This window comes from Ureibacillus aquaedulcis (assembly GCF_030418165.1).
Taxonomy (GTDB): Bacteria; Bacillota; Bacilli; order Bacillales_A; family Planococcaceae; genus Ureibacillus; species Ureibacillus aquaedulcis.
In genome coordinates this window covers 81,679-99,024 of sequence record NZ_JAUHTQ010000008.1, presented here as the reverse complement: position 1 = coordinate 99,024, position 17,346 = coordinate 81,679, and the positions used below count along the sequence as shown (strand labels likewise).

Here is a 17,346-nt window from a genome sequence, read left to right as displayed (position 1 = left end):
GCGTTATGCACCACCCAACAATTGCATGAAATCTCGCATTGAAAGTATCATCATTTCTATTACTTTTTCCATTACTTCTATCATGACACCCATCGAAACAATCAGTACAAGAAACCCGACTGCGATCTTGATAGGGAATCCAACCACGAATATATTGAGCTGAGGTACAGTTTTCGCTGTAATCCCTAAAGCCATTGTAACTAAAAATAAAGTGGCCACTACTGGCGCCGACATTTGAAAAGCAATGACAAAGACCGACCCAAAGGTTTTAATAACAAACTCAGCAATATTATCATTCCCAAAGTCGGGAAAAACCTGATCGATGGGCAAAAATTGATAACTATAATAGATTCCATCCAAAATTAAATGATGGCCGTTTATCGCCAACAAAACAAATAGGATCAAGAAATTAAAAAACTGACCCATCAGTGGAGTCTGAGTCCCTGTTTGTGGATCGATTACATTGGCCATTGCAAAACCCATTTCAAAATCAATAAATCCACCTGCTATCTGAACAGCAGTCATGATCATATATGCGACAAGCCCTATGATCACACCGATGATTGCCTCTTTTAATACCAATAATAGGTAATTCCCATCAATCGGAATTGCTTCCACATCAATCGTGTAATACATCATCCATGCAAAGACGACAGATAAAGCAATCCTTAATTGTGGGGGAATTCGGCTGTACGAAAAAAAAGGGACTGATACAAAGAATGCAGAGACTCTGACGATAATCAGCAATAAAACGGAAATTTCAGGAATGATGTCTGTCATTGGATCACCCTATATACCGCGTTAAATTATCTAATATATCAGCTACATAGGTAGTCATTTGAGAAATCATCCAAGGTCCAAAAAAGATAATCCCCACGAAAACAGCAACTATTTTCGGTACGAATGCCAAGGTTTGCTCTTGAATTGAAGTGGTTGCTTGAAAAATACTGACAAGTAAACCGACTATAAGTGCAATTAATAGCAGCGGTCCGGAAACAATGAGGACAATCCATATCGCTCTCTCTGCAATTGCAATGACCATCTCTTGCGTCATTTATATCATCCCCTAAAAACTCTGAAGTAAAGATTTTATCACTAAATACCATCCGTCCACTAAAATAAATAATAAGATTTTAAACGGCAATGAAATCATCACTGGCGGCAGCATCATCATCCCCATGGACATCAGGACGCTCGCTACAACCATATCAATAACCAAGAATGGAATAAAAATCATAAAGCCAATCTGAAAGGCTGTTTTTATTTCACTTAAAGCAAAAGCTGGAACAAGCATAGTCAACGGAATCTCTTCCACTGATGCTGGTCTTTCTGCTTGATTGTAATCCAGGAATAACTCCAAGTCCTTTTGTCTCGTATGCTGTGCCATAAACTCCTTGAAAGGTAAAGCAGCACGATCATACGCCTCCTCCAACCCTATCTCTTCATTAAATAATGGCTGAAGTGCTTGTTGATTCACTTCCTGGAATGTCGGTGCCATAATGAAGAATGTCAGGAATAAAGCCAATCCGATCAGTACTTGGTTTGGCGGCGATGTATTTGTCGCTAAAGCTGTTCTAGTAAAAGAAAGCACAATCATAATCCTTGCAAAAGATGTCATCAGGATTAAGATACTTGGGGCTAAAGATAAAACAGTCAGTAGTAAAAGCAATTGTACAGAAGTAGAAACATTCGTCGGGTCATTTTCAGAAAAGAGTGAGATAAAATCTTCCATTACTTATCCTTCTCCTTTTCCTTCCATTTGTCCAATTCACTTTTGCGGGCTTTTGTAAGTTCTGTAAGCCGTTTATTGAACATCTCGCCAAAGTTTTGATTAGCCTGTTTAACTTCAGTTTCATCCTGTGATTTAGTGCCTTTTACCTTTTTAATCAACTCTAATATATAAGGTGTTGTACTGCTTGCAATGGTTTGTTTTTCATTATAAAACTCCAGTAATTGCTCCACTTCTTCTGGATCATTGATTTCCTTAATGAGTTGGACCTCATCACCGACCCCGACGATATATAATTTATCACCGATATGAAGCAGTTGAACAGATTTTTGAGCACCTACAGATATGCCGCCAATATTGCGTACCATACTATTTTGCTGATAGTTTGCACTTTTTTTATTCAGGAACTTAAGAACAAATAGTAAAAGTGCCAGTACGAATACGAGGGAAAATAGCATTTTCATATAATCCCAAATCCCCAAACCTACGTCTGTGGAAGTAGAATCTTCTTCAACAGACGTGTCTGGATCTTCACAGCCTTCTGCTTCAGGGTTTTGCCAACAATCTGTAACCGATTGATTACCTTGTGCTGCATAAGCAAAATTCATGGGTGCCAAAAAAGTGAATGCGATTACGATTGCTAAACAAAGCCGAACGATTGCAGAAACTTTTCCGTTCATTTTATCAACCTAAAGCTTTTTGAATTGCTTCAATTACACGATCGGCTTGGAATGGTTTTACGATAAAGTCTTTTGCACCAGCTTGGATAGCATCGATTACCATTGCTTGTTGTCCCATAGCAGAACACATGATGATTGTCGCATTTGGGTCTGTTGACTTAATCGCTTTTAAAGCCGCAATTCCGTCCATTTCAGGCATTGTAATATCCATTGTGACTAAATCCGGATTTAATTCATTGTATTTTTCAACAGCCTGAAGTCCATCAGCTGCTTCTCCAACTACTTCATAACCGTTTTTAGTTAAAATATCTTTAATCATCATGCGCATGAATGCCGCGTCGTCTACTATTAAAATCTTTTTAGACATATATATTCCCTCCAAAAAATCCTATTTCAAATTGTTTAATCGTTCTGCTTGACTCATAATGTCTGTAATTCTTACTCCGAAGTTTTCATCAATAACGACTACTTCCCCTTTTGCGATTAAACGGCTATTCACTAAAATATCAACCGGTTCTCCGGCCAGCTTGTCCAATTCAATGATGGAACCTGATGCCAATTGCAATATTTCTTTTACCGAATGTTTAGTACGCCCCAGTTCAACCGTTACCTGTAAAGGAATATCGAGAAGCATGTTGAGATTGCGAGCTTCATCCTGTGTAATACTTGCGTTCTCAAACGATGCAAATTGAGCTTGCTGAACATTTACAGGCTGCTGCGGTTGCTGATATGTAGGCATCGCATAGCTTGTTGGCATTTCTTGATAAGTTGTTGCAGCTTGCTGTTGGTAGACAGGTGGCTGCTGATAAACAGGCTGTTGCTGCATTGGTTGTTGCATTTGCTGCTGAACCGGTTGTTGCATTGGTTGCTGCATTTGCTGCTGAACCGGTTGTTGTACCGGTTGTACTGGAGCAGCAGGCTGCTGTACTTCAGCCGGTCTCGGATCTTCCTCTTCGCCAAGTAATGACTTTACAAGTTTTTTCCCAAATTGAAGCGGAAATAATTGCATTAAATTGGAGTCTATCAAACTACCAATTTTAAGTCGGAATGAAACTTTCACCAATAAGTCATCTTCAGGGATTTGGTCCGTTCCTTCATTTTTTGAGATATTCATTAAATCAATAGATGGTGGCGAGATATCTACCTTTTTATTAAATACGGTAGACATTGACGTAGCAGCTGAACCCATCATTTGGTTCATTGCTTCTTGAACAGCGCTTAGCTGAATTTCGCTTAAATCGATGCTTGGATTTAAACCATCTCCACCAAGCATTAAGTCTGCAATAATTGCAGCATCTTCTTGTTTAATAACTAATAAGTTTGCCCCGGATAAACCAGTTGTATATTCCACTTGAACGGCTACATAAGGATGTGGAAATTCTTCCTCTAAATAGTTTCGATTAAGAATTGAGACTACCGGTGTTGTAATATCTACTTTCTGACCTAATAGTGTAGAAAGCGCCGTTGCAGAGCTGCCAAATGAGATATTTCCAACTTCGCCTAAAGCATCTTGTTCCATTGGATTTAAATAGTCTTCAACACGCAGTGGTTCATTATTTGTAGAAGATTCAGATGCTAAGTCGTCAAGCTTATCGTCTAACGATTCGCCCCTTAATAGCGCTTCGATTTCTTCTTGGGAGAGCATTCCATCACTCATCTTCGTCTCCTCCTTCTAAGGGTGCAATAATTTGGATTGCCATTTTTTTATTTCGTTTTCCTGGCTGCGCCGTGAATTTCGGTATAGATCCTACTTTTAACACAAGCGGCTCGTCTATATTTTGCTCTAATTCGATGACATCGCCTATATTCATATAAAGGAAATCTTCAATAGAGATATTGGTTGTTCCAAGTTCTGCAATTAGCGGCAATTCTGCTTGCTTCACTCTTCTTTCCAACATTTGGGCTTGTTCTGGTGAAGCTTCTTTTGTGTTCGATTGCATCCAATATTGAACAGATAAATTTTGAATAATCGGCTCCAATACAACATGCGGAATACAGATGTTGATCATCCCGGTTGTTTCGCCAATGACAGTGTTCAGGGAAATCACGATGACCGTTTCATTCGGTGAAATCATTTGCAGGAATTGCGGATTTACTTCCAGTTCCACCAGAATTGGGTCGATTTCAGCGATTGTATCCCAGGCTTCCCGTAAATTATCGAAAGAGCGCTCGAATAGATTCGTCATGATTTTCTGTTCAATTTCCGTTAAATTCGCCACATTGCTATAGCTGGAGCCACTGCCACCCATTAAACGGTCTAGCATGGAGTACGCGATATTCGGATTGATCTCCATTAAGATATTACCATCTAAAGGCGGCACTTCAAACACATTTATTAGGGTCATATTAGGAATCGAACGAACAAACTCTTCAAATGGTATTTGATCGACCGAAGCCACTGTAATTTGGACATAGGTTCTTAACTGTGCCGAGAAAAATGTTGTTAATAACCTAGCGAAGTTTTCATGTATACGGGTCAAACTTCGGATCTGGTCTTTGGAAAAACGAAGAGCTCGCTTGAAGTCATAAATCTTGACCTTTTTTGTTTCTTCTTCTTTTTTCATGTCATCTGCTGACATTTCACCGGTTGATATTGCAGAAAGTAGCGCATCAATTTCGGATTGGGATAATACATCTCCTGCCATTTGCCCACCTCCATTTCAAGATGTTTGACATAAATTTTACTGTATGATGTAGGAGGTAATGTAAACTTGTTGTATTTCTCCCTCTTGCATCAGTTCATTTAATTGTGACTTTATTGTTGATTCGAAAGTTGTTTTGCCTTCTTTGCCTTTCAGATCCTCTTCCGTCATTTCAGAAAGCTGTGTAATCACAAGGTTTTTTGTTTGGAAATCACGTTTTGTTAATTCTTCTGCCGCTTCCTTGCTGTCGGTCTGTATTTTTAATGAAAGCATGATTACTTTATTATCTGCCAAGTTCGTTGTAATTTCAGTTACATCAACAGAAGCTTCTACAATCTCATCTATTGACGGTTCGTGGGTTTCAGTGCCTGTTTGTTTATTAAATTGTGTTAATAGAACAAAAACTACAACCCCAATTAAGGTAATGGACACTAAAATGATAAGCATTACCGTTAATAATTTATTGTTTTTCATCGTCATCACCTCGTAAATGCGGGTTGGATAATACTTGAATACTATTATAAAATTGTGCTACTCTTTTTCGAACTTCTTCTTCACTTTCCATGACAATAAATTTCCTGCCATTTGTTAAGGTAATGGTTGTGTCCGGAAATGATTCAACTAATTCTATGTATAGAGCATTTAATGAAAAAGATTTTCCATTTAATCGTGTTAATTGGATCATTGAAATGGGGCCGGGTCACATGCGAGAAGCCGGCCCGACCCTCCTTTACAATGAAATTATGATCAATCTAATAAATTATCGTTTTAAGTTTACCAGCTCTTGCAGGATCTCATCAGATGTTGTAATGATACGTGAGTTTGCTTGGAAACCACGTTGTGCAACAATCATATCTGTAAATTCTTCAGAAAGGTCTACGTTTGACATTTCCAGGAAACCGGATTGGATGGCACCTTTACCACCTGCTTGAGCTGTTACGTCAGGATCTGGAACTCCGGATGCTGGAGATTGTTTGAAATAGTTAGAGCCTACTTTTTCTAACCCTTCGCTATTTGGAAATTTAGCTAAGCTTAACTTCTGATTAGAAGTTAATGTTCCATCCGCAGCAACTATATTTACTGTACCATCTTGACCTATTGACATACTTTGAGAAGTAGTAGGAACTGTAATTTTGTTACCAGCCGTATCTAATAAATACATACCATCTGATGTTACGATATCTCCTGCAGCATCCATGTAAAAATTCCCAGCTCTTGTATAAGAAATATCAGTTGATCCAGATTGTGGTGCTACCCGGAAATAACCATCACCGGAAACTGCCAAGTCTAATACACGACCTGTAGATTGTAGCGCCCCTGTTGTTGAAATTGTATCGATTGCAGCAATTTGAGATCCTAAACCAACTTGCTTTGCGTTAACACCACCACGTGTAGCAGAAGGAGCAGTTGAACCAGCAGTTGTTTGCGAGATTAAATCTTTGAACACTACTCGTCCTTTTTTGAATCCGTATGTATTGACATTTGAAATGTTGTTCCCAATTACATCAAGCTTCGTTTGGAAGTTTTTTAAACCAGATATACCTGAATACATTGAACGTAACATTGTTAATCGTTCTCCTCTCATTTAACCATCAGTTTTTATGTTTTGAATAGTTGTGCTGCGTCTGTCAGTCGGCGGCACGTAGGCATCCATAAAAAGTCTTCTGTTTGACTTCATATTGGTCCTGCCTATAGGATGATTGTCCCATCGATATTGGTAAACAATTGATTTTTTGTTTCGGAGCGTTCCATCGCTGTAATAACCGTTTCATTTTTGGCACTGACAATTAATGCTGCTTGATCCATCAGGACTAGTGGTTGATTGACGCCCTTTGAACGTGCTTCCCTTACTTTTTCTGACACACGCTGCCACTCTTGTTCAGTAATTGAAATATTTCTTTCTTTCATTCTATCGTTCGCATGCTTGCTGATTTTTAGCTGTTGGTTACTGGCAGCTTCTTGCAAATGATTCAGAAAAGATTGTTTACACTGAACAGGTGTTGTTTTTTTCTTTTGTACCTGTATCGTAGGTTGCAATGGCAAGTGCTGAATTGAAATTCGATTCATCTTCATCACCAACCTACTCAGTTATTAGTTGGAATTGATCCTTTTTCAAACGTGTTCCATTCGTTAGAATGTATTCAATTAAACTGCCATTCGTTGTAACTGATTCGACTTTTGCTGATAGCTCTTCTCCATCCAATTGATAGCTGACCATCTGTCCAATTAAGTTACTAGCTGTAACCAATGGGTTTTCAGCAGCTTCAGAACCGGTTGTTGATCCATTATTCAATATAGAGGAGATATGTCCTGGTGAAATTTCTTTTCCATCTGCCAGAACAAAAATAGGTTCACCATCTTTAAATTTCAATTCATTGATAACACCAGTACCCTCATTGACAATATTTTCCCCTTCTTCATCAACCTCTTCAGATATTTCATGCCATTTAACTTCTTTTCCGATAAATGTTGTATAGGACATCAGCTGTGTTTCATTTTGCGATGCAAGAAGATCTTGCATTGCTGTTGTCATATTTTGCATTTGTTCCAACGAAGAGAATTGAGCCATCTGGGCAATAAATTCTTTATCATCCATTGGTTGCGTTGGATCCTGGTTTTGTAATTGGGTAATCAGGATGTTTAAAAATGCATCTTTACCGAGGCTGGAGTTATCACCCGTTTTACTGATTTTCGGTCCCTTGGTCGAAGCTAAATAAAAATCATTCGAAATCCCTGTCGTTGCCATCCTCTACACCTCCTCATTTATTAAGTAATCACTAAAGGACATATTTTCTGATTCATCGTCCGGTTCATCTTGTTCTTTGTCATTTTTTCCTGACTGTTGTTTGAACTGCTGACCAAACTGCCCCTGGTCTTTTAAGTTACGATCTGTTTCTTGAAGACTTTGCGTGATATCAATTCTGTCCATTTGAATATTTGCATTTGCAAATGCGTTTTTCAATTGGTGCAGTTGATTATCCAAAAGTTCTTTCCCCATTGCTGTGGTTGTAAGCAATCGAGCAGATAGCACACCATCTTGCTGCATTATCTCAATACGAATAGATCCTAGATTCTCCGGATAAAGCTTTAGCAAAAGCTTCGTCGTTCCAGGTGTGTTCGATATTTGACTGCGATTTAGCAAATTTTGAATTTCTTTTGCCAGAGCCTCGGATTGTGCTCCCTTTTCAGCTGGAAGCATAATAGATATCGTTTTTGGCGAATTTGCCAAGCTCGATGTTAGAGAAACTATACTTTGAGCTGTTTTGGCTGATTCGGTTGTTTCCGTATTTTCTGCTGTTTCAGTAGTTTTCACTATTTTTTGAACAATTTGTTCAAAACCTTGTAAAGAAACTTTCCCAGCTAGATTTTCAGGCAATTGAGTCGTTTGAATTGTACTCATCGAATTCACCTGTTTTGCAACATTTTTCAGCATGTAATCAACTTGTTGCAGAGTTGATAATTGATTCGTTAACAGGTCTGTATTTTTCCCGGTTACTTGAGCTAACTTCAGGAATTGAACCAGTTGTTCCGCTTGTTTCGGTGTTACTTTTTGTTCACCTTGTAAGGCAGCCACTAATTGTTGCACAATTTGTGTATCTTGGCTGGCATCACCTAAAACAGAATTGATTAATTGCCATAGATCGTCCGTCTGTTCTTCTTCGACTTTAACACTTGTAAGTTGCTCTATTGTCTCCGTCAGTTGCGTAGGCTCGATGCCTAGTACCGAAAGCAAGTTGTCCAAGCTCATCATTTCATCTAGAGACAATGCCTGGCCTTCTTCACCAATATCTATTGTCAAGAAACCATCATCATGAGGAATTCCTAGTAAATCAATAACTTCTTCCATAGAATTAGCAGATAATAAATCCTCTAATTTCCCTAGATCTATAGAATCTTTCGTTCCATCAACCGTTTTAGAAGGTTCATTCCGGGAAGCAGTAACTGCTTGATTCAATACCTCTCCAAACTTCTCTACTTTTTGAGTTGATTGATTTGGTGATTTTGTCGATTGGTTGTTAACTACTGTTTTTGTCTTAATAGCTATATTCGAAAATTGCATTAGTCCTACGTTCACTTTTTCACCTCCTTTAACTAAAGAAGTACTTATTCCGATAATAGCTCAGTGTAACGAGCAGCATCAGCGGGACTCATTTTTGCTAATATGTCTGATAAAACATCAGGTTGCATGCTTGCAAGAATTTTTACTGCTTCATCATCGCTCATTTCAACCAATATTGGGGCAGCGGATTTTGCCGACATTTGCTCGAAGGATTGTAATATACTTTCAAATTCCTGTTTTGCGGCGTCCTGATCTCGCTGCAATTTACCGATCTCATATTGGAGCTGTTCCTGGACGGTAAGACTTTCCTGGTTTTCAGCCTGCGCTTTATCTAATTCTGATTGCAATTTTTCAATTTCAGCTTCTTTTTCTTTAACTTCTGCTTCCAGACCTACAATTTTTTCGTTGTACTGTTCGGTTACATCGCTGACGGATACTTCTTCAGTGCTTTTCAGATTTGTAAACTCTGCTGCCTTTTCAAAAACATTAAAGTTAAAAACGGTCGCTATTACAAGCAGGATTGCCAGAATGAACAGCAGTGGAATGATAAACCAAAAAAAAAGCTTTTGAAAAATTCCTGGTGAATTTTCTTCATGAGTGCCTATGTTTTCTTGTTTTGCTTTTCCTTTTGCCATGAAATCACCTAACTTCTTTCTTTGTATACATAAGAGATGAAAGTTCGTCCAAATAAAGCATTTCTACTCTATCTTGCTCATTCTTAAATGTTGCAAAATCTTTTTCCCGTATTTTTTCAAACTTACGTATTTCCAAGTTTTTTTCTAATAGTTTCTGTTCGTGCCAGTTCATTTTGGCACGTGCTTGAACAACTTTTTGCTGAACTTCCGAGATGGTACGTTCCAAACTATCGATAAAAGTTGCAAAGTGATGGATTTGATTGATGGACGAGCCAACTGTCAATCGATCATTTTGATATGTAATTAAATCTTCTTTTTTCTTCAGAAGATCATATAGTTTTGTTGCTACTTCTTCAAAAGAACGAACGGACTCTTTATAAGCTTGCTCTGTTTGTTGTTTTTCCTGCTCACGAATCGTCAATATCTTCTCAAATCGGTATGTATATTGAACCATTACCTACCCCCGCCATTTGATAATGCAATAATTTCGTCCACGGTATTTTCCAATGATACTTTGTCTTTATAGCCTTGTTTCAAAAAGTTCGTGATAAGCGGCTCGTATTGAATCGCCTCATCAATTTCCTTGGATGTCCCACGTTTATAGGCACCTATATTAATGAGATCTTCTGATTTCGCATATGTATAGTAAAGCTCCCGAAGCCGTTCAGCTGCTCTTACATGTTCAGGTAAAGAGATATGGTTCATTAAACGACTTACACTTTTAAGTACGTTGATGGCTGGATATTGCCCTTTGTTTGCCAAAGTCCGATCCAGCACGATATGTCCATCAAGTATTCCCCGAACTGTATCGGCGATCGGCTCATTCATATCGTCCCCATCGACTAATACTGTATAGAAGGCTGTTATGGAGCCATGTTGGTTTGTACCCGTTCGTTCCAGTAATTTAGGCAAGATCGAAAACACTGAAGGAGTATACCCTTTTTGTGCCGGCGGTTCACCTGTAGCTAGACCTATTTCCCTTTGTGCCATCGCTACCCGGGTTACAGAATCCATCATTAGCATGACATTTAAGCCACGATCCCTGAAATACTCTGCTATGGCAGTTGCTGTGAAAGCCCCTTTAATCCGCATTAATGCTGGTTGATCCCCTGTTGCTGCAATAACGATCGACCGTTTTAAGCCTTCTTCCCCTAGATCACGTTCGATGAATTCAAGTACCTCTCGGCCACGTTCACCAATCAACGCAATAACATTTATGTCAGCTTTTGTATTTCGGGCAATCATACCAAGTAGTGTACTTTTTCCAACACCCGAACCAGCAAATATTCCTACCCGTTGTCCATTTCCGACAGTTAACATGCCATCGATCGCCTTTACTCCAACTTCTAGCTGGTCCTTGATAGGTGGCCTTTTTAATGGATTGGGCGGTTCTTGCTCTGTTTGAACCGTCATTAACCCTCTAGGCAGTGCTGAACCGTCAAAAGGATTTCCCATTGAATCCAATACCTTTCCAATCAATTCAGGTCCTACTTTCACTTCAAGAGGCTTCCCTGTCCCTTCTACAAGACAGCCAATGGAGATCTCCCGTATTGAAGTGTAAGGCATTAAAACTACAAGTTCATTATTGAATCCTACGACCTCTGCCAGTATTATTTGATGACCATTTTTCGGTGAATTCACATGTATTCTACAAACATCACCGATTGAACTTTCAGGACCCTGTGACTCAATCATTAAACCGACCACACGACTGACCTTACCAAACTTCTTGAACGTCTCAATAGCTGGTATTGTATGTATTAATTGAGCCGCTTTCATCCTATCATTCCTTACTGTCTAAAATTTCACTCAGTTTTAAACGAAGTTCGCTTAATTGTTCGTCAATCGATACCACGATCCGGCCATGGTTGGTTTCTATAAAGCATTCTGTCTGTTTTAAGTCCTCGTCAACAAAAACCAATAGTGGTACATCCGTTGGGAACATCTCCACTAGTTCGCTTCGATGTTGCGTAATTAAATGATGGTAAGTTGGTGATACATAGATTTTGATTTCTTTCATCTCTCTTGCTTCTTTGAGGCCTCTTTTCACAATCGATAGGAAGACCTCATCATCCCTCTCCAGCGATGCACCAATAATTCTTTCAGAAGCCGTAAGAGCAAGTTCCAATATGACTTGCTCTTGCTCCTCTATATAGTTTTGTGCCATAGAGCGGGAATCCTCAATTACTTTGTTAGCAACAGATAAGGATTCTGCCATATCCCCATGGGCTTTTTTCAGACCTTCTTCATAGCCTTGCTGAAAACCTTGTTCATAAGCATTTTGCTCCAAAACAAGTTTTTCTTCTTCCCACATTTTTTTTAGCTGTTCCAACATTTCTAATTGTTCTTGTCGATACTGTTCAAATTCTTGTCTTTGTGATTCGATCTCCGATGCCGCAGCGGATAATATTTGGTCTCTTTTTGCATAAATCTCATCCATTGTTGTAGTTGTATCTTGATCATTTTCTTCTCCATCAAAATCAACTTTAAACAAATTTCGAAGCTGTATTTCCACTTGCTTTTCATTCTGCTGAACCGTATTGCTTGAGCGGATGATTCTAGACAATGACGTCATCTCCTCCACCACGGGCTATGATGATCTCTCCAGCATCTTCCAAGCGGCGAATAACGCCCACAATTCTTGACTGCGCTTCCTCTACATCCCGTAAGCGAACCGGACCCATAATTTCCATCTCTTCTTTGAATGTATCGGCCATACGCTGCGACATATTTCGGAATAATATATCTTTTACTTCTTCACTACTTACTTTCATGGAAAGAAGTAAATCTTCATTTTCACAATCGCGAATAACTCGCTGAATTGAACGGTTGTCCAATGTAACAATATCTTCGAAGACGAACATTCTCTTTTTAATTTCTTCAGCCAGTTCAGGATCCTGGATTTCCAGCGCATCGAGAATTGTTTTTTCTGTTTGGCGGTCTACTCCATTTAACACATCGACAACTGCATCTACCCCACCAGTTTCTGTATAATCCTGTGTAACTGTAGATGATAATTTGCGTTCAAGTATCGATTCGATTTCACTGATGACTTCAGGAGAAGTCGAATCCATCACCGCAATACGTTTTGCTATGTCTGCCTGAACCTCCTGCGGCAAGGACGACAAAATGACACCCGCTTGTCCAGGGTCCAAATAAGATAAAATTAATGCAATCGTCTGAGGGTGTTCATTCTGGATAAAGTTAAAGATTTGTCCAGGATCCGCTTTCCTTGCAAAATCAAAAGGACGTACTTGCAAAGAGGAAGTTAGGCGATTAATAATCGCCTGTGCTTGATCTTGTCCCAAAGCTTTTTCCAATACCGTTTTGGCGTATCCTATTCCACCTTGAGAAATATAGTCTTGCGCTAGTGCGATATGATGGAATTCTTCAATAATATCTTCCTTTATACCGGGTTCAACCTTTTTGACACTTGAGATTTCCAACGTAAGACGTTCGATTTCCTCTTCATTTAAATGTTTGTATACAGAAGCAGAAACTTCTGGCCCTAAAGAAATTAACAGTAATGCTGCCTTTTGCTTTCCTGTTAGTTCTTTTTCTTTTTTGGACATGCTCGAACACCCCCATTAATCTTCGGTAATCCAACTGCGTAATAGTTTTGCAAAGTCTTCAGGTTTTTCTTTCGCCATTTTTTCAAGCTGTTTACGGCGGATTGTTCCTTCAGTTTCTTTTTCTTCATTAATATCATTTACTCTTAGTTCTTCTTGTTCTTCAATAATTGTAAGCTCTTCTTCATTTTTTCTTTGTTTTCTTGAACGAACAATAAAGAATACAAGCAATAAAATGACTGCTACCAAAATTCCGCCAATTACCCAAACCCACCAAGGAATGGTTGGTGTTTCTTCAGCTGTAGGTGCATCATTACCGTAGAATGGCTGAACTGAAACAACTACTTTTTCGCCAATCTGCTCGTCTGTTAAGTCCCCTGCAGCTTCTTTATCAATTGTTGTACGAACAATAGTTGATAGAATCTGCTCAATGTCGTTTCTTACGTCATCAGAAAGTGAGGCAGCATCATCAGCTACTGGGGGCTCTACCATAACTTGAATTCCGATATCACGTACTTTGTATGGACTTTCTTGAATATCCTTTGTTATACGATTCACGTCTTTGTTAATCGTCTCTTCTACTCTCTCGTAGTCTCCATCACCGCTCGTAACTCCTCTATAAGTCATGTTATCTGTTCCGGTTTCAGCCTCTGGCACGCCGGATGCGGCATCTACTCCGGAATACGATTCAGTAATCCGCTGGGCACTGATCTCGATTCCTTCCATATTTTCTTCATTCACAGGCTCGACAAGTTTTTCTTGACGCGTCTCTTGTTTAAAGTCGATATCTGTTGTCACGGAAACTACAACTTTATCATTTCCCATCAGGGTGCCGAGCATTTGTTGAACTTGTCTTTGCAAATCTCGTTCAATCGTTTTCTTTACTTGCATTTGTCCTTCGACAGTTTCAACCGAGTTAGAAGCTGACGCAGATTCTAAATCGAAGTACTCCGAGTATTGATTTGTAATGACAATGTTATCCTGACTTAAATTCGGAATACTCTTAGAAACCAAATTATATAAAGTTGCAATTTGTTCACTTGAAAACTGGTGGCCGGGTTCAGTATCCAAAACGATGGATACACTAGCCTCCATCCCGGTATCACTAACAAATACACCTTGTTCAGGCATATTGATCATGACATTTGCATTTTTCACACCATCAATTTGTTTGATCAAATTTGCCAACTCAGTTTGTGTAGCAGCAAGCTTGATGACATTAAATTCATTGTCAGTCATCCCGAATCCCGCGTTTGATGTGAAGAAGGAATTGTTGATCTCTCCAGACTCAGGGTAGCCTTGTGCAGCAAGTGATACGGTTAATGTATCTACTTGCTCTTCCGGTACTAGAATATTAGTACCGCCAGGAGCAATTTCATATGTAACGCCTTGGGCAGTTAATACCTCTGCTATTTCACCAGCTTCTGTTGCAGATAATTCTGTAAAAAGAGGTACCATCTTTGTTCTCGTTGAGAAATATGTAAGGATTGTTGCAAGTGCAATTACACCGATTAATGTTCCAATAATTGCAACCTTTTGTTTCTTCGTACGACTCTTCCAAAATTGAGTTGAGTCGCTCTTTACTTTTGTAAAACGTTCATTCATTAGCTATCCCCCGATTTTTGTGTATACACCCTTTTCCACTTACTATAAGTACTATTCACCTCACGTAAGTTGATGGTGCAGATAAAGAGTTGCTAAATGAAGTTAAATACTCATCCGCATTATTTCTTGGTATGCTTCAATTGCCTTATTGCGAACTTCCAATGTTGCATTTAAAGTTACACCCGCTTTTTGAGCAGTAATCATGACTTCATGTAGATCAACATCTTCACCATTGATCAGTTTTTGTGTCATTGCATCTGATTGAACTTGTTGATTGTTAACAGAAGCAATCGCATCTTTTAATGTATTTGCAAAAGATTGCTGGGCCTCAAACGGCGTGGCAGCGGCCTTTAATTTACTTGTTTCATCTATTGTCTGCGTATTTGCAGCAGATAAAGATACTGGATTAATTGCCAAATCGACTCATCCTTTCATTTAAACTTATTTACCAATTTCCAGTGCTTTTGTGAGCATTGATTTACTTGCATTCAATACTGTTACATTTGCCTCATAAGAGCGGGTTGCAGAGACTAGATCCACCATCTCTGTTAGAAGATCTACATTGGGCATTTCAACATACCCATCTTCGTTCGCGTCCGGATGTGCGGGATTATAAACCAATTTGAAAGGTGTCTGTGTATCATCGTTAATCTTTGTGACCTTAACACCATTTCCGGCGTTTTGTTCTTTTCCCATTGCCTGGTTCAGGAAACTTGAGAATTGTCCATTATCTTCCGTCAATGTTACAGATTTGCGGCGATACGGTTCCCATTGGCCATCTACCTGTTTCGCTCGAGTAGTATCAACGTTTGCGATATTTGAAGAAATGACATCCATTCTTAAACGTTGCGCTGTTAATGCCGAGGCAGTTGTATTCATGCTTGAGAATATTGACATACTTATCTACCTCCTTTAATGACTGTGTTCAAAGAATTGAATTTACTGGAAATGCGTTCTACCAAAGCATTATAGTAGATTGTATTTTCTGCTAAATTAGCTTGTTCAGTATCCATATCAACACCATTTCCATTACTGCGGTAGTTAAAGTTTTCGTAACTATATACACCTGGCGCAGATTGCGTAATTTCAAAATCATAGTGTCGAATATCTGTCCGCGTCGCAGAAATTGTCGACTTTTTTGCATCTGACAACATTTTCTCAAAACTGACATTTTTCGCCTTATAATTAGGCGTATCTACATTCGCAATATTCTGAGCGATTGTTTTATTTTTTAACGAAGCATAATTCAGTCCACTTTCAAGTTTACTGATTGTTCCTCCGAAAAGGTTCAAGCTCTTCACCTCAAAATCTATTTTTATATTACATTATATTTCATTTCGATAACTTAATTTTAAATTATAATACTACAAAGTGTCTATTAACATTTTTAGTTTTTTAATAGTTAATAGGACCTATTTTTTCGTAATTTAGTCTTATATCCATTCACAATTCTTCACATTTTCCACTATTTCGACAAAGGAAACTATTAAAATTCCAAATTAAAGATATTATCTATTATTAACTAGTAAATTGCGACCAGTAAATTATGTATAATATTTTAGACAAAAAAAATAAAGTTCCGTCACCCTACATGACAGAACTATTATTTTTATTTCATAATTATTTCATCTTTATTTCAGCTAACGCAGTTAAGAACTTATCATTCAATACTTTAATGTAAGTACCTTTCATCCCTAAAGATCTAGATTCAATGACACCAGCTGACTCTAATTTACGTAAAGCATTTACGATTACAGAACGAGTTATTCCTACACGGTCAGCAATTTTTGACGCAACAAGCAATCCCTCATTACCGTCCAGCTCTTCAAAAATATGCTCAATTGCTTCCAACTCACTATATGATAATGAATTGATCGCCATTTGCACGACAGCTTTGCTACGAGCTTCTTCTTCGATTTCTTCCGATTTCTCGCGAAGGATTTCCATACCTACTACAGTTGCTCCATACTCGGCCAAGATTAAATCATCATCTTCAAAGCTTTCTGTTAATCTTCCCAGGATAAGAGTACCTAAACGCTCTCCTCCACCGATAATAGGAACAATTGTCGTTAAACCATTTTTGAATAGGTCACGGTTTTCAGTAGGGAAGATAGTATGTTCGCTGTTGATGTCAATATTAGGTGAAGTTTCAGTAATTTCAAACAGATGCTGTGCATAATCTTCCGGGAACTGGCGCTCTTCTACCATTTTTTGAATACGCGCGTTTTCAATTTGCTGGTGGATTGAAATGCCTAGCAGCTTTCCTTTACGACTTACGATAAATGTATTGCTATCTATAATATCACCAAGAGTGTCTGCCATTTCTTTAAAGTTAACCGGCTTCCCCGCTGACGCTTGGAGCATCGAGTTAATCTTACGTGTTTTTGCTAATAAATTCATTTTAAAAATATCCTCCTAAAGGGTGC

23 protein-coding genes are annotated in these 17,346 nt (G+C 38.7%); all 23 read right to left on the bottom strand.

Going from position 1 to position 17,346, the window contains the following annotated elements; translation table 11 throughout:
• Nucleotides 1-3: 3 nt before the first annotated feature.
• Nucleotides 4-780, bottom strand: coding sequence for a flagellar biosynthetic protein FliR (gene fliR, locus QYB95_RS11960; RefSeq protein WP_301138557.1), 777 nt, complete (start codon nucleotides 778-780; stop codon nucleotides 4-6).
• Between the two features lie 4 nt (nucleotides 781-784).
• Entirely contained in the window at nucleotides 785-1,054 is a 270-nt protein-coding gene (gene fliQ, locus QYB95_RS11955) for a flagellar biosynthesis protein FliQ (RefSeq protein ID WP_301138556.1), read from the bottom strand.
• 12 nt (nucleotides 1,055-1,066) lie between these two features.
• The gene (gene fliP / locus QYB95_RS11950) at nucleotides 1,067-1,732 is read right to left on the bottom strand and encodes a flagellar type III secretion system pore protein FliP (protein ID WP_301138555.1); all 666 of its coding nucleotides are present in this window, start codon (nucleotides 1,730-1,732) and stop codon (nucleotides 1,067-1,069) included.
• The gene (locus tag QYB95_RS11945) at nucleotides 1,732-2,409 is read right to left on the bottom strand and encodes a flagellar biosynthetic protein FliO (protein WP_301138554.1); all 678 of its coding nucleotides are present in this window, start codon (nucleotides 2,407-2,409) and stop codon (nucleotides 1,732-1,734) included. Before QYB95_RS11945 ends, fliP begins: the two co-directional genes overlap by 1 nt.
• 4 nt (nucleotides 2,410-2,413) lie before the next feature.
• On the bottom strand, nucleotides 2,414-2,776 hold the full coding sequence (locus tag QYB95_RS11940; RefSeq protein WP_301138553.1) for a response regulator: 363 nt from the start codon (nucleotides 2,774-2,776) through the stop codon (nucleotides 2,414-2,416).
• 21 nt (nucleotides 2,777-2,797) lie between these two features.
• A complete protein-coding gene (gene fliY, locus QYB95_RS11935; RefSeq protein WP_301138552.1) occupies nucleotides 2,798-4,066 on the bottom strand; it encodes a flagellar motor switch phosphatase FliY in 1,269 nt (422 codons plus the stop codon).
• A complete protein-coding gene (fliM, locus tag QYB95_RS11930) occupies nucleotides 4,059-5,054 on the bottom strand; it encodes a flagellar motor switch protein FliM (RefSeq protein ID WP_301138551.1) in 996 nt (331 codons plus the stop codon). The genes fliY and fliM overlap by 8 nt, the downstream gene beginning before the upstream one ends.
• Before the next feature lie 36 nt (nucleotides 5,055-5,090).
• Nucleotides 5,091-5,525: a flagellar basal body-associated protein FliL gene (gene fliL / locus QYB95_RS11925; RefSeq protein WP_301138550.1), complete on the bottom strand. Its 435-nt coding sequence runs from the start codon at nucleotides 5,523-5,525 to the stop codon at nucleotides 5,091-5,093.
• A complete protein-coding gene (locus tag QYB95_RS11920) occupies nucleotides 5,512-5,736 on the bottom strand; it encodes a flagellar FlbD family protein (protein ID WP_301138549.1) in 225 nt (74 codons plus the stop codon). Before QYB95_RS11920 ends, fliL begins: the two co-directional genes overlap by 14 nt.
• 75 nt (nucleotides 5,737-5,811) lie before the next feature.
• Nucleotides 5,812-6,615 carry a flagellar basal body rod protein FlgG gene (gene flgG, locus QYB95_RS11915; RefSeq protein ID WP_301138548.1) on the bottom strand — a complete coding sequence of 268 codons (804 nt, stop codon included), beginning with the start codon at nucleotides 6,613-6,615 and terminating at the stop codon, nucleotides 5,812-5,814.
• A 125-nt stretch (nucleotides 6,616-6,740) separates the two neighbouring features.
• Nucleotides 6,741-7,118, bottom strand: a complete 378-nt coding sequence (locus QYB95_RS11910; protein ID WP_301138547.1) for a TIGR02530 family flagellar biosynthesis protein — start codon at nucleotides 7,116-7,118, stop codon at nucleotides 6,741-6,743.
• Nucleotides 7,119-7,131: 13 nt separating this feature from the next.
• A complete protein-coding gene (gene flgD / locus QYB95_RS11905) occupies nucleotides 7,132-7,797 on the bottom strand; it encodes a flagellar hook assembly protein FlgD (RefSeq protein WP_301138546.1) in 666 nt (221 codons plus the stop codon).
• Nucleotides 7,798-7,800: 3 nt separating this feature from the next.
• The gene (locus QYB95_RS11900) at nucleotides 7,801-9,126 is read right to left on the bottom strand and encodes a flagellar hook-length control protein FliK (RefSeq protein ID WP_301138545.1); all 1,326 of its coding nucleotides are present in this window, start codon (nucleotides 9,124-9,126) and stop codon (nucleotides 7,801-7,803) included.
• A gap of 29 nt (nucleotides 9,127-9,155) precedes the next feature.
• A complete protein-coding gene (locus QYB95_RS11895; RefSeq protein WP_301138544.1) occupies nucleotides 9,156-9,746 on the bottom strand; it encodes a MotE family protein in 591 nt (196 codons plus the stop codon).
• Nucleotides 9,747-9,750: 4 nt separating this feature from the next.
• Nucleotides 9,751-10,200, bottom strand: a complete 450-nt coding sequence (fliJ, locus tag QYB95_RS11890) for a flagellar export protein FliJ (RefSeq protein WP_301138543.1) — start codon at nucleotides 10,198-10,200, stop codon at nucleotides 9,751-9,753.
• Nucleotides 10,200-11,525: a flagellar protein export ATPase FliI gene (fliI, locus tag QYB95_RS11885; protein WP_301138542.1), complete on the bottom strand. Its 1,326-nt coding sequence runs from the start codon at nucleotides 11,523-11,525 to the stop codon at nucleotides 10,200-10,202. The genes fliJ and fliI overlap by 1 nt, the downstream gene beginning before the upstream one ends.
• 4 nt (nucleotides 11,526-11,529) lie before the next feature.
• Nucleotides 11,530-12,321 carry a flagellar assembly protein FliH gene (fliH, locus tag QYB95_RS11880; protein WP_345783717.1) on the bottom strand — a complete coding sequence of 264 codons (792 nt, stop codon included), beginning with the start codon at nucleotides 12,319-12,321 and terminating at the stop codon, nucleotides 11,530-11,532.
• Complete coding sequence (fliG, locus tag QYB95_RS11875; RefSeq protein ID WP_036202975.1) at nucleotides 12,305-13,318, bottom strand: flagellar motor switch protein FliG; 1,014 nt, start codon at nucleotides 13,316-13,318, stop codon at nucleotides 12,305-12,307. Before fliG ends, fliH begins: the two co-directional genes overlap by 17 nt.
• A 15-nt stretch (nucleotides 13,319-13,333) precedes the next feature.
• Nucleotides 13,334-14,920 (bottom strand): flagellar basal-body MS-ring/collar protein FliF, encoded by a 1,587-nt coding sequence (gene fliF, locus QYB95_RS11870; protein WP_301138540.1) that lies wholly within the window; start codon nucleotides 14,918-14,920, stop codon nucleotides 13,334-13,336.
• Nucleotides 14,921-15,022: 102 nt separating this feature from the next.
• Nucleotides 15,023-15,337, bottom strand: a complete 315-nt coding sequence (gene fliE, locus QYB95_RS11865; RefSeq protein WP_301138539.1) for a flagellar hook-basal body complex protein FliE — start codon at nucleotides 15,335-15,337, stop codon at nucleotides 15,023-15,025.
• A gap of 24 nt (nucleotides 15,338-15,361) precedes the next feature.
• On the bottom strand, nucleotides 15,362-15,817 hold the full coding sequence (gene flgC, locus QYB95_RS11860) for a flagellar basal body rod protein FlgC (protein ID WP_301138538.1): 456 nt from the start codon (nucleotides 15,815-15,817) through the stop codon (nucleotides 15,362-15,364).
• A 2-nt stretch (nucleotides 15,818-15,819) separates the two neighbouring features.
• Nucleotides 15,820-16,212 (bottom strand): flagellar basal body rod protein FlgB, encoded by a 393-nt coding sequence (gene flgB, locus QYB95_RS11855; RefSeq protein WP_301138537.1) that lies wholly within the window; start codon nucleotides 16,210-16,212, stop codon nucleotides 15,820-15,822.
• Nucleotides 16,213-16,540: 328 nt separating this feature from the next.
• Nucleotides 16,541-17,320: a GTP-sensing pleiotropic transcriptional regulator CodY gene (gene codY, locus QYB95_RS11850; RefSeq protein WP_301138536.1), complete on the bottom strand. Its 780-nt coding sequence runs from the start codon at nucleotides 17,318-17,320 to the stop codon at nucleotides 16,541-16,543.
• Nucleotides 17,321-17,346 lie beyond the last annotated feature (26 nt).

Coding starts and splice junctions, on each gene's coding strand:
- fliR (WP_301138557.1), bottom strand. CDS start 780: ATGACAGACATCATTCCTGAAATTTCCGTTTTATTGCTGATTATCGTC.
- fliQ (WP_301138556.1), bottom strand. CDS start 1,054: ATGACGCAAGAGATGGTCATTGCAATTGCAGAGAGAGCGATATGGATT.
- fliP (WP_301138555.1), bottom strand. CDS start 1,732: ATGGAAGATTTTATCTCACTCTTTTCTGAAAATGACCCGACGAATGTT.
- QYB95_RS11945 (WP_301138554.1), bottom strand. CDS start 2,409: ATGAACGGAAAAGTTTCTGCAATCGTTCGGCTTTGTTTAGCAATCGTA.
- QYB95_RS11940 (WP_301138553.1), bottom strand. CDS start 2,776: ATGTCTAAAAAGATTTTAATAGTAGACGACGCGGCATTCATGCGCATG.
- fliY (WP_301138552.1), bottom strand. CDS start 4,066: ATGAGTGATGGAATGCTCTCCCAAGAAGAAATCGAAGCGCTATTAAGG.
- fliM (WP_301138551.1), bottom strand. CDS start 5,054: ATGGCAGGAGATGTATTATCCCAATCCGAAATTGATGCGCTACTTTCT.
- fliL (WP_301138550.1), bottom strand. CDS start 5,525: ATGAAAAACAATAAATTATTAACGGTAATGCTTATCATTTTAGTGTCC.
- QYB95_RS11920 (WP_301138549.1), bottom strand. CDS start 5,736: ATGATCCAATTAACACGATTAAATGGAAAATCTTTTTCATTAAATGCT.
- flgG (WP_301138548.1), bottom strand. CDS start 6,615: ATGTTACGTTCAATGTATTCAGGTATATCTGGTTTAAAAAACTTCCAA.
- QYB95_RS11910 (WP_301138547.1), bottom strand. CDS start 7,118: ATGAATCGAATTTCAATTCAGCACTTGCCATTGCAACCTACGATACAG.
- flgD (WP_301138546.1), bottom strand. CDS start 7,797: ATGGCAACGACAGGGATTTCGAATGATTTTTATTTAGCTTCGACCAAG.
- QYB95_RS11895 (WP_301138544.1), bottom strand. CDS start 9,746: ATGGCAAAAGGAAAAGCAAAACAAGAAAACATAGGCACTCATGAAGAA.
- fliJ (WP_301138543.1), bottom strand. CDS start 10,200: ATGGTTCAATATACATACCGATTTGAGAAGATATTGACGATTCGTGAG.
- fliI (WP_301138542.1), bottom strand. CDS start 11,525: ATGAAAGCGGCTCAATTAATACATACAATACCAGCTATTGAGACGTTC.
- fliH (WP_345783717.1), bottom strand. CDS start 12,321: ATGACGTCATTGTCTAGAATCATCCGCTCAAGCAATACGGTTCAGCAG.
- fliG (WP_036202975.1), bottom strand. CDS start 13,318: ATGTCCAAAAAAGAAAAAGAACTAACAGGAAAGCAAAAGGCAGCATTA.
- fliF (WP_301138540.1), bottom strand. CDS start 14,920: ATGAATGAACGTTTTACAAAAGTAAAGAGCGACTCAACTCAATTTTGG.
- flgC (WP_301138538.1), bottom strand. CDS start 15,817: ATGTCAATATTCTCAAGCATGAATACAACTGCCTCGGCATTAACAGCG.
- codY (WP_301138536.1), bottom strand. CDS start 17,320: ATGAATTTATTAGCAAAAACACGTAAGATTAACTCGATGCTCCAAGCG.